The organism is Bifidobacterium sp. WK012_4_13, from assembly GCF_041080835.1.
Taxonomy (GTDB): Bacteria; Actinomycetota; Actinomycetes; order Actinomycetales; family Bifidobacteriaceae; genus Bombiscardovia; species Bombiscardovia fermentum.
The window spans coordinates 32,749-42,795 of the sequence record NZ_CP129684.1 but is presented as its reverse complement, the minus strand read 5'-3'; the positions used below and the strand labels follow the sequence as shown (position 1 = coordinate 42,795).

Annotated in this window: 11 protein-coding genes; 3 read left to right on the top strand and 8 right to left on the bottom strand. The window is 56.7% G+C overall.

From position 1 onward, the window contains the following. Positions 1–146: 146 nt before the first annotated feature. Positions 147–500 carry a hypothetical protein gene (locus QN062_RS10055; RefSeq protein WP_369342624.1) on the top strand — a complete coding sequence of 118 codons (354 nt, stop codon included), beginning with the start codon at positions 147–149 and terminating at the stop codon, positions 498–500. Between the two features lie 105 nt (positions 501–605). On the opposite strand, the gene QN062_RS10050 is transcribed toward QN062_RS10055, so the two are convergent. The 7 genes from QN062_RS10050 to QN062_RS10020 form a co-directional block, all read right to left on the bottom strand. Further along, positions 606–1,013 carry a hypothetical protein gene (locus QN062_RS10050; RefSeq protein ID WP_094692122.1) on the bottom strand — a complete coding sequence of 136 codons (408 nt, stop codon included), beginning with the start codon at positions 1,011–1,013 and terminating at the stop codon, positions 606–608. Positions 1,014–1,436: 423 nt separating this feature from the next. Beyond that, on the bottom strand, positions 1,437–2,150 hold the full coding sequence (locus QN062_RS10045) for a hypothetical protein (protein ID WP_094692121.1): 714 nt from the start codon (positions 2,148–2,150) through the stop codon (positions 1,437–1,439). Between the two features lie 13 nt (positions 2,151–2,163). Then, positions 2,164–2,472 carry a hypothetical protein gene (locus tag QN062_RS10040; protein ID WP_094692120.1) on the bottom strand — a complete coding sequence of 103 codons (309 nt, stop codon included), beginning with the start codon at positions 2,470–2,472 and terminating at the stop codon, positions 2,164–2,166. A 5-nt stretch (positions 2,473–2,477) separates the two neighbouring features. Further along, positions 2,478–2,708 (bottom strand): hypothetical protein, encoded by a 231-nt coding sequence (locus QN062_RS10035; RefSeq protein ID WP_094692119.1) that lies wholly within the window; start codon positions 2,706–2,708, stop codon positions 2,478–2,480. Positions 2,709–2,872: 164 nt separating this feature from the next. Then, the gene (locus tag QN062_RS10030; protein WP_094692118.1) at positions 2,873–3,223 is read right to left on the bottom strand and encodes an LPD28 domain-containing protein; all 351 of its coding nucleotides are present in this window, start codon (positions 3,221–3,223) and stop codon (positions 2,873–2,875) included. After that, complete coding sequence (locus QN062_RS10025) at positions 3,223–3,570, bottom strand: hypothetical protein (RefSeq protein WP_143241927.1); 348 nt, start codon at positions 3,568–3,570, stop codon at positions 3,223–3,225. The genes QN062_RS10030 and QN062_RS10025 overlap by 1 nt, the downstream gene beginning before the upstream one ends. 45 nt (positions 3,571–3,615) lie before the next feature. Next, on the bottom strand, positions 3,616–4,065 hold the full coding sequence (locus QN062_RS10020) for a hypothetical protein (RefSeq protein ID WP_094692116.1): 450 nt from the start codon (positions 4,063–4,065) through the stop codon (positions 3,616–3,618). 387 nt (positions 4,066–4,452) lie between these two features. Here QN062_RS10020 and QN062_RS10015 point away from each other — a divergent pair, with 387 nt between their 5' ends. Further along, positions 4,453–5,754 (top strand): Y-family DNA polymerase, encoded by a 1,302-nt coding sequence (locus QN062_RS10015; protein ID WP_094692175.1) that lies wholly within the window; start codon positions 4,453–4,455, stop codon positions 5,752–5,754. Positions 5,755–5,810: 56 nt separating this feature from the next. Here QN062_RS10015 and QN062_RS10010 read toward each other — a convergent pair whose 3' ends face one another. Further along, complete coding sequence (locus QN062_RS10010) at positions 5,811–7,010, bottom strand: hypothetical protein (RefSeq protein WP_094692115.1); 1,200 nt, start codon at positions 7,008–7,010, stop codon at positions 5,811–5,813. A gap of 612 nt (positions 7,011–7,622) precedes the next feature. Here QN062_RS10010 and QN062_RS10005 point away from each other — a divergent pair. Continuing rightward, positions 7,623–10,037, top strand: coding sequence for a glycoside hydrolase domain-containing protein (locus tag QN062_RS10005; protein ID WP_369342623.1), 2,415 nt, complete (start codon positions 7,623–7,625; stop codon positions 10,035–10,037). Positions 10,038–10,047: the final 10 nt, after the last annotated feature.

Sequence of the window (10,047 nt, the reverse complement as noted above, 5' to 3'; positions counted from 1 at the left end):
TACCCATTTTAGCCCCAAGGGGGCACAGTAGGTAGTTTTACTTGTTTTGTCATTTTTTTGAGCTTCTAGTGCATGAACTAGAATTGATAATTGAGCATGGAAATGCATATTTTTATAGAGATTGGAGCACAGTAATGGCGTCGAGAATGAGCGAGAATACTCTGGGTGTTGATGTGCTGAAACGAGAGCGTGCACTTGCATCGGAGAAGCTGAAGGATATGAAGACTGTATTCAATGAGCTTAAGAAAATGATGGGTGCTGCGTCGGTTTTGAACTCGGAATTGGCAAAGTTCACGAATAAGTATGGGATGAACAAGCAGGCAATCGATGAGCTTTTTGAGCTTTCTTCGCAACAAATATCCTTGATTCGACAAGCGGCTGCGAGTGATTCATCTTCGGAAGATGCGCAAGAAAAATCATCAAATGAGGAAACGGAATCTCAGGATTCTTCGCAGAATGCGATCAGTGATGTTCCTGCTTTTGTACATCATGATGCGTGATTTGTTCTTCACTGACAAACAGTAATGCCCCGCAAAAGCGGGGCATTCTTTATTCGTTTCGGGCGATTATCCGCGCAAATTTCGTGATGGTATCGGCTTGTGTCTCTATTCTTCCTTACTGTTTTGGTCTGCGATTTCCTCGATGTTGTCGATGAGTATTTCCATATCTACCGCTGAGGCATTGTAGGAGCCGTAATGAATGTGGCTGCATATTCTTGCTTGTTCAGCGTCGATGAGGGGTTTGACGAGTTGAAGGTATTCTTCGTTGATGTACGTGTGCCCGCGCATGGGAATGTAGCCATATGCCATAAGGTTGACGCTTACCGGGTCGGCTCCCATGTTGCCCATCTCATCTCTGTACACCGTCATCAGTGCCAGTGATCTGTCTGCTTGGAACCGGCAGACTGTGTAGGTTATCGGTTCGTCGAACCCGTTGGTGCCGGTCAGTGCGTGTCCTTGGCTGTCGTTGAGATATTGCATTGTTTTCTTCTTTCTTTGTGTGGTTCCAATCATTTTTTTGGAACTTCTTGAACGATTTCCACGGATGCGGTGGAGCGCACGAATGCAAGCCGCAGCGGCACGAGAGAACACGCCTGCGGCGTGTGACCGGAGTGGCGAGAAGGCCCGAAGGCCCGTGCGCGGCGGCCGGCTTTGCCGACGCATCCGGGTTGCATGAGGCAGCACCGGCGCTACAGTGGAATGAGTCAAGAAGGGACGAAAAAGACGCGCAGCGAAGCGCAGCCACGATCATGAAGACACTAATGCGACCGCCCCTTTGACGGTCGTTCCGCTCATCAATGCGCGGGTGAAACCCGCTCCCTATGTCGCCGGTAGGCGAGAGCGGCTTGGAGTGCGCCACGTTGTCTGTGGCGCGCGAGAAACGCACGGGACGCGAGCCTTGGGCACTCCACGCTGACTGTGGAGTGCCCGGCTGGTTCAGTGTGCCAGGAGTCTTTGCACGGTCTCGCGGTCGCTGTCCTCGTAGGCTGGGTAGCGTTTCGATTCCTGGAAGTCACCGTTATCATCAAGGGTCAACGCGACTTTGCGCAGCCCGTCCACGAAATAGTAGATTGGTTTCTTCTTCCACTGGCTTACCTTGCCACTGTCGATGAGCTGCTGGCTGTGCTCGCTGACGGGCGTGCTGTCGGCCTTGCTTTTCACTGCTTCGAGATAGGCGACCTTTTTTCTCAGGGCGGTTATCTTGCTGCCGAACGTGCAACGCTTCGCATCCCTGTGGTTCTTGTTCCATGCTTTCACTGCCTCGTTGTCGGCTATCATCTGAGCTAGCCTGCCTTTGAAATAGTCAAGGTTGTTGACGCTCGTGGCGGCTCCCACGCTTGCCCAGCCTGTGCGTCCCACCACGCGAACATCCTGCAACCGTTCGTTATCTTCCTTGAACTTCTCGACCATTTCGAGCATGTCCACGCGGTCGGCTGCACGCTCTTCCTCGTCAGCGAGGCGGCGCGTCCTGTCCCACTGCTGCTGCACATGCTTGTAGATGTTGCCGCGTCCCTCGATGTTCGGCTGTCCGAACGGTATCGCATGCGCCTCGTCGCGTGCCGCCTGTTCGGTCGCTTCCCGTTCGCTTCTGACCCGTTCGAGTCTGCTCTTCGCCTGTTCCAAGCTGTTTGCTTTGATGATGGTAGTCATGATGTGCTGCTCCTTAGTTGATGCTAACGGTGACGTAATCGGTGGTGAAAGTCTGTGGCAAGTCGGGAAGGGTGAACCGTGATGGACTGCATTTCTCATGCTCTGATTGCAGTTGTTCGTATTGTTCCGTGCTGATTTCCCACTCGTCGCCGCAATCGTTTTCCAGATGCCACACGTCGGGCGCAATCGTGTCCATCGATGAGATAATTTGGTCTGCGTCATCGTTGCCGATGCCCTCGCTATGCACATAGGTGTCGCATTTGTTCCATGTATGGTTGCTCTCTGATGGCTGCTCGATGCTGATTCTTAGTGTGCGGCTCATGAGTTCTACCCCCCCTGTTTTTTCTTTTTGGCCGGTTGGTCAAGCGAAGCGTTATCGAACAAAGCGGGTTCCGTCATAAGCGACGCTCCGAGCTTGCTCGCGTGCGTCGCGTTGACGGGTTCCGCGACTTCGATATGATCCAAGGCGATAGCCGACCGGTCAAAAAGAAAACAGAAAAGCGCAGCCGAAGGCTGCTCCATCTCCTGCTCGATGCCTCGCCTCTTCTCTTCAGGCATCGAGGACGCGGCCACGTTGTTCGGCCGCCTTCATGTGTCTGCGTCCGCGTTTGGCGGATGCTCCTTTCGATGGTCAGTGCAGCCGTGGGCCGCTCCATTCCCCCTGCATCGCGCGATGGCGACGGTGGGGTGTGCCCGCCGTTGCTGTGCGGCGGGTGTGACGCTCAGTCGTGGAAGTATCGTGGCGAAAGAATCGATTTGGGGAATGATACGCAATGTGAATCGTCGTAGTCGTAGTCGCTGATGTTCAGACAGCCGTCGTTTTTTTCGATGAGGCTGTCCAGGTTTTCCGTGGTGAGAATGTCCATCAGATGGTTCACCAGCACATGCCGTTCGATGGTGGCCGGCTCCCCGCTGCCCCCGTCCGTCTCACGAATCGAATACCGGTGCCAGCCGTGTGGAACCTGTTCGGGGTTCAGTCTCAGGTCACTGTAGAGTGCGGCGACTGGCGCTTCCCGCGCCTCGATTCCAAGGCGTATCGAATACAGTTCCTCCGTTCCGTTCGGGCGGGCCATCAGTCTTCACCTTCCTTCTTCTGTTGATTTCTGATGACTTGTTCATCGTGGTGTCGCATCCATTGGTGGAATGCCTCGCGCTTTTCCTTTTCCCACTGGTCGGCCACGGCACGTCCCTGCTCGTACCTGAGTGTGTCGTAATAGTCGTTGATGAGCGCGTCCTCTATTTCCTGCTCGTCTGGTTCATAGGCGGCTATGCCGAGCTTTTCAAGACTGATGACCGCAGTCGTGGTCTTGACGTCTGGTTGTGGTTCCAATCGGCATTCGCAGGTAAAGTGTTCGTCACATGCTTCGTTTTCTTCGACTTGTCTGCCGCACCTTGAGCAGTGGTAGTAGGTGTTTGCCATGATGTTCTCTCCTTGGTTCTGTTTCATTTGATTGCTGTTGATTGGCTATTTCTGCTTGTCGTCAAGCTCGTTGCTGAGTTGGTCGAGGCCGTGCTTGGCTATGTCCTTGAACGTGTCGATGGTGGCCTTGGGCAGGTGGCCGCCATGGTTGGGGTCGTCCTTCGATTGGTGTGACTGCCACATGTCTTCCAGTGCTTCCCATTCGCTGGTGCGGATAGTGGTCATGGTCACCTTCGCGTCGATGCACAGCAGTGCCTTGTAGAAGCTCTTGGGGTTTTCGTTTATCATCTGCTTGATGATGCTGATGTAGGGCTGTATCAAGTTGATTTCGACGCTGGCTTCCATCACCTGCTCGATGCCGGTGGCGAGCATCTTCCTGTAGTGTGCCTTGGGGACTCTGGTCTGCTCGTAGGCGTAGGTCATGTCCTCCATCGACCCGGCCATCCTCTCGGCGGTCATTGCCCTGAAGTCGTCGCAGAACGTGTTCGTCATCATGACTCTCCTTTGTGTATCCAACTGTTTTCCTGACGCCTGGAATGCCGGCACAACAGGAAGCGGAGAGTCAAGCCGTGTGTGGATCGGAACATGGGGAGCGAAGCCCAAGGGGATACGCTTTTATATCCCCGAAGACGAAAGCGAGGCGTGGGCCGGGACACATCCGGCTTGACTCGCAGCGGGTTGTGCCAGAGTGGAAGGTGGCAGGAAAACCCCACCATCCAACCTGTTCAGCCTTACCGCCATAGGCCGTAAGGCGACGAAAACCGGTCTGTCCCTCTGCGGGCAGTCCGTCTCCCCTAGCTCATCGAATGATGTGATCCGGGAGACGCGGATCACATCGCGGCCGGCAGATAGAATGAACGTCCTCGAAGAAGGGTGATGCCGATGAGTGGACGCATGTTCGTGCTGGCCGACGCGGATAGCTTCTATGCGTCATGCGAGAGAGTGTTCCACCCCGAACTCGCACGCCGGCCGCTCGTGGTGCTCTCCAACAATGACGGGTGCGTGGTCTCGCGCAGCCGCGAGGCGAAGCTGCTCGGCATCAGCAACGGCACGCCCTGGTTCAAGATCAGAGGCCAGGCACAGCATGATGGCGTGATAGCCAGGAGCAGCAACTACGAACTGTATGCGAGCCTGTCCAGGCGCATGATGCGGCTCATGGCCGCGGCCCTTCCCGGCCAGGAGATCTACTCGATAGACGAATGCTTCCTGCGAGGCTTCCAGGATCCGCAGCGCACCAGGATCGTCTGCACAAGAATGCGGGAAACGGTGCTGCAAGGCATCGGCATCCCGCTCACCATCGCCACCGCCCCCACCAGGACGTTGGCGAAGATCGTCAGCCACTACATCAAGCACCAGGGCGGCGGCATAGGCGACTGGGATCTGCTTAGATCCCAGGAGCCGGACGTGCTCGACCGGATCGACGTGTCGGAAGTGTGGGGCGTCGGCCGACGCCTCACCAGAAAGCTTCAAGGCATGAGCATCACCACGGCCGGCGACCTCGCACGCGCGGATCCATCCAGGATCCGTCACCTGTTCTCCGTGCTCCTGCAACGCACGGTATTGGAACTGCAAGGCATACCCTCCATCGAACTGGACGATTTCGACGCCATCGACGGCACCAGGAAACAGCAGCTCATGTGCAGCAGAATGTTCGGCCAGCCCATAACCGGCCTGCCCGACCTCTCCGCAGCAGTCAGCACCTACGCGCAGCAGGCATCCATCCGGCTACGCAAGCAAGGATCCCTGGCCGGCATGGTCACCGTGTTCATCGCCACCAGCCCCTTCAACCAGGACTACCAGTCCAGAAGCGGCAGCATCATCCTCACCGACCCGGCAGACGACCCGCTCACCATCGCCAGGGCAGCCGTGGGCACACTCCCCCGCATGATCGACCCACACGCCAGATACGTGCGGGCCGGCGTCATGCTCGGCGCACTCACCGACGCCGCGTCATACACGACCTTCGACGGGATGGACGCCAAGCGTGACAATGGCCTGGGCACGATCCTCGACCAGGCCAACCGGAAATTCGGGCTGCAAAGCGTCGGCATCGGCTGGGCCGGCATGAAAGGCAAGGGCAGGGCACGCCAGGAAACCGGCGCCGCATGGAACATGAAACGACACCACCTCAGCAACCGAGGCACCACACGGTGGGATGAGCTGGCCGTGGCGAAGGCACGATGATCCTTTAACGCTGTCTCTCTGTGAGCATGGTAGGAGCACCTTTTTACGGGCATCCTCTAGGAGTCGGCTTCAATGTCTGACTTCAGTCTTTCAAGACTCCGCATGGAATCGGTGGATAAAGGGTGGGCATGATTCAACATATAGGCGTCACCATCAATGTGTATGAGAGTTTCGTATCCCTGGGGGCAAGGCCGGTTAACGATGCCTGGCTGTCCTTGATCTGTTCTGAAGTCGTCAGAGCTGATGAGAGGGCCGCTCTTGAGAACAAATGATTCCGCCATGTACATTTTCAGTCCGGATTCTGTGAATATGCACGACACGTCTGGCATGCATTCGAAGATGCGAACAGCCATACGGTCCGATTTTCCGAGAAGCTTGAATTGTTGCATGATCTTATCGTGATCGGCATGATGGTATATCCCGAAGTTGAACAGGTTGTAGGTTGCCTTGGAGAACGGCTCATTACCCGAGAATTCTTCGGCAAGCTGGGAATAGAAGCTTGTGGAACGGTACGAGTCAATTATCTTAGGGGTCAGAAACAGGTCCACGACCGTGTCCGACAGCGGCTTGGTCTGAGAAACATAATGGATCTTATACATCACGTCAGGATCGCGGAGCAGAATCGGGAAGGGATCCACGCTCAGTCGCAGCAGGATGATCTCGGTCACTGCACCCATGATGAACGCATGGAACTCATCGCGCATCGCAGGCAAATATCCTGCATACCAGGGTTCCGGTCTCTGAGTCAATGAGTAGAACGTGCGGAACCCCTGCCGGTGAATGTACTTGTTCGCACGACGCAAGGCCTTGTTGCGTTCAGCGAAGAATTCAGGCAGAGCGGCCTTGACCTCCTGAAACGGGGCGCAGACCTCCGCCAGGTTTTTCCTTATCTCCCCATCGGGCGGAAACCATCCGCCTTTTTTCCATCTTTCATACAGCTCACTAGATGCTGGATCATCGTCGCCCGAGAAATATGCCACGATGTGGGCCAGTTCCACTGCGGATCTCACGGAATAGAACGCGGAATCATACATGCCGCTTTCTAAAAGCTTCACGGCATTACGCAGCTCCTTCGACGCCTCCGCAAAGAAGATATTGAGCTGAAACATGTCAATGCGTCCCGTGAGCGACATCTCAATATCCAAGGTCGCCTGAAGAATGGCATCCCGATCATCAAGATGGCATGAACGAAGATGACTGAACCAGACATTGGTATCGATCAATGATGCCCCGTCCACGTCCGCTGAATTCTTCATACGACTCAGAATAGTCTGCCGATAGACCCCTTAATAGCCGCAGTCATATGACCGACTAGCCGTATAGCACGTCACGCGCCTATAACGCTATGGATGGTATGTCGGCTGACGTGGTACTGGTCAGCCGTCTCCTTCCGGCCCGTTGTCAGGGTCGGAGTCTTTGGCCTGCTATTGGGTGGTGATGTTGATGCGCTTGGTCATGTTCAACTGCGAGTAGTTACTAACGGCAGTGCCGTTGAACCTGAGCATAGAGTTCTGATGATGAATCATTTCTTTCCCCTTCATAGAATAAGCCCCCATTCTCGCCGATGAGACCGGAGCCTGCCATAATCATACTGCTGGGAGGAAGCAGGCTCACAGACGTCACTTACTGCTCATCGCACGTTCATGTTCCGTGACCCTTGCAGCGTGTGTCGCCTGCATATAATGATCGTGGAAATGTCAAGGACGACGGTTCCAGCGGTAGGAACGGGCTTGGGTAATACGCCGACGCCTCTTCCCGCTCTTTGTAGAGCGGTCACACGCGAAGGGTACGTGGCCGGTCGAACGGTTCAAGATTCAGTTACTTACAGGTTTATCGATTCTGATGAATCTCTGAAGGAGATGCCTATCATGGCAGATGCAATGGTTCTAGCCACACAGCAGTGGCTCAACGCAACATACGGGTCGGTTGACGGATGGGTGAGTCTTGCGGAGGATGGAAATACCGGGTGGAACACGATCTATGGGCTGCGCCGAGGTCTTCAGCATGAGCTTGGCATTTCTCCGGTGTCCTCGGGTTTCGGCACGGCCACCACCGCCGCGTTCACGGCGAAGATAGGGAAGATAGATGCATCGACGACGTCGCAGAACGTGCTGCGCCTGGTATCGGGAAGCCTGTGGTGCAAAGGGTATTCGGGATGGAACTTCACCGATCCCATGGCATTCACGAACCTGGTGCCATCCGTTTCCCGGGTCAGGTCCGATCTCGGCCTGGATGCAACGATTCAGTCCATCGATGTGAAGCTCATGGCATCGCTGATGTCGATGGATGCGTACGTCATTCCCGAGACGGGCAGCGGGACCGGCAGCATTCGCACGGTGCAACAGTGGCTCAACGGCATGTACTCCACTCGTGGCAGCTTCGCTCTGGTTCCCTGCGACGGACTGTACTCGCGGCAGATACAGACGGCCATGCTCTACGGATTGCAGTACGAGTTCGGCATGGACGATGCGACAGCCAACGGCAACTTCGGCCCCGGCACCAGGCAGGGTCTGCGCGACAGTGCTCCGGTCTCCCAGGGAGACGCGGACAGCTCCCACCATTACGTCCGTCTCTTCCAAGGAGCGCTCCGGCTCAACGGGTATGCGGACACACCATTCGACGGATCGTTCGGCGCGCAGACCGGCGCACAGGCGTCAAGCTTCCAGTCCTTCATGGAACTGACAGTGACTGGCGAGGGTGACTACGGGACCTGGTGCGCGCTGCTTGTATCGACAGGGGACCCCGACAGGACAACGAAGGGGTTCGACACCTCGACGCAGCTCACCGGCAGCCAGGCGCAAGGCGCCGCCGATGCCGGATACACGCATGTTGGCCGATACACGGTCGGGTCCGGCAAGAACATCACCATCGCCGAGCTTGGCGCGATCAAGGCCGCGGGACTCAGACTGTTCCCCATCCACGAACGCTACAACAACAGCGACAGCGTCATGACCGCTGCGGAAGGAGAAACTCAGGGCGCCGAGGCCACGGCGCGATGCCGGCTGCTGGGACTGCCCATGGGATCCACCGTCTTCTTCGCAGTGGACTATGATCCGAACGAGGATTCCATCGCCGGACCGGTATCCGACTTCTTCAACGGCATCGCCGACGGGATGAAGCCCTACCTCAACGGCGCATACGCCATCGGCGTGTACGGCACCCGCAACGTATGTCAGAGTCTCACCGGCAAGGGTCTGGCATCGGCCGTCTTCGTGGCCGGCATGTCCACAGGCTGGTCGGGCAACATGGGATTCCCCATGCCGCCAGCATGGCAGTACAACCAGATACAGGAAACCACCGCCAGCCTGGGCGGCAGCAGCATAGGCATCGACAAGGATGCCATCTCATCGCGCGCGGCAGCCATCGACCTAGCATCCCTCACCCTGCCACCCACCGAAAAGGACGGGGACACCCCCGCACAGTTCGGCCTCGACGTCCTCTACGACTGGATCGTCAGCGCCGAGATCAAGGGAGAGAAGGCGATATACGCGGCCAACAGCCTGCTCAACCCCATGAACGCCTACGCCGGGTTCATGCCCGACTACATCCTCGGATGGCTAAGAAAACCGACATACTGGTCCGACGGAGAAGAGAAATCCATAATGTGGCACACTTATACGCCGGAGCCGGCAACAAATGAGCAGGAGGTCCTTGCGAGAGCCGCTGTCGAAGAAGCGCTCGGCACTGCGGGAACCACTGGAAGTCTGCCATCGGTCAATACATCCTACCGGGATGTCCCCCACATGGCGGCCACCTGCCTTGGCTACCGCGATTGGGGCGTTGACATTGCCGCAAACAAGTCGGATGCCGGTGATTTGGGCGGATGGCTGCTCGATCTGCTCCAGCTCTGGGGCTCCTACGAAGGAAGCGGAGAAAACGCAGACCTGTCGACATGGGCGGCTCAGCGCCTTGGCGTGGTCGACGCAGACGGAGGTTTCGCATACGCCGATGTGCTGGCGGACGCCGACGGGTGGCTCCTGCAGAAAGCCATGAGCGGCGATACCTCGGGGCTGGCGCTGGGCAACGCGATGCGCTCGATCTATCAGGCAGACGGCAACCAGCGGATCAGAAACTTCTACAGCAGCCGGTTCAACGCAAACCCGGACAACGTGTCTGCAGCGTTCACCATGGTTCTCAATGGCATCGACGTGTGGGGCGTCAACCTCGGCTTCACCACTAAACTGCTGTTGGCAGCAGCAAAGGCATCGGGTATGCCCTCCGCCAGCCAAGCGGATGCGCTAGCCCGCGTGTACGCCAGGTTCCTTGCCTCACCGAGCAGATGAAAGCCACGCA

Bases quoted from the DNA above. Each gene is read 5' to 3' on its own strand.
- QN062_RS10045 (WP_094692121.1), bottom strand. From the start codon at position 2,150: ATGACTACCATCATCAAAGCAAACAGCTTGGAACAGGCGAAGAGCAGA.
- QN062_RS10030 (WP_094692118.1), bottom strand. From the start codon at position 3,223: ATGGCCCGCCCGAACGGAACGGAGGAACTGTATTCGATACGCCTTGGA.
- QN062_RS10055 (WP_369342624.1), top strand. From the start codon at position 147: ATGAGCGAGAATACTCTGGGTGTTGATGTGCTGAAACGAGAGCGTGCA.
- QN062_RS10010 (WP_094692115.1), bottom strand. From the start codon at position 7,010: ATGAAGAATTCAGCGGACGTGGACGGGGCATCATTGATCGATACCAAT.
- QN062_RS10050 (WP_094692122.1), bottom strand. From the start codon at position 1,013: ATGATTGGAACCACACAAAGAAAGAAGAAAACAATGCAATATCTCAAC.
- QN062_RS10005 (WP_369342623.1), top strand. From the start codon at position 7,623: ATGGCAGATGCAATGGTTCTAGCCACACAGCAGTGGCTCAACGCAACA.
- QN062_RS10025 (WP_143241927.1), bottom strand. From the start codon at position 3,570: ATGGCAAACACCTACTACCACTGCTCAAGGTGCGGCAGACAAGTCGAA.
- QN062_RS10020 (WP_094692116.1), bottom strand. From the start codon at position 4,065: ATGATGACGAACACGTTCTGCGACGACTTCAGGGCAATGACCGCCGAG.
- QN062_RS10015 (WP_094692175.1), top strand. From the start codon at position 4,453: ATGAGTGGACGCATGTTCGTGCTGGCCGACGCGGATAGCTTCTATGCG.
- QN062_RS10035 (WP_094692119.1), bottom strand. From the start codon at position 2,708: ATGCCTGAAGAGAAGAGGCGAGGCATCGAGCAGGAGATGGAGCAGCCT.
- QN062_RS10040 (WP_094692120.1), bottom strand. From the start codon at position 2,472: ATGAGCCGCACACTAAGAATCAGCATCGAGCAGCCATCAGAGAGCAAC.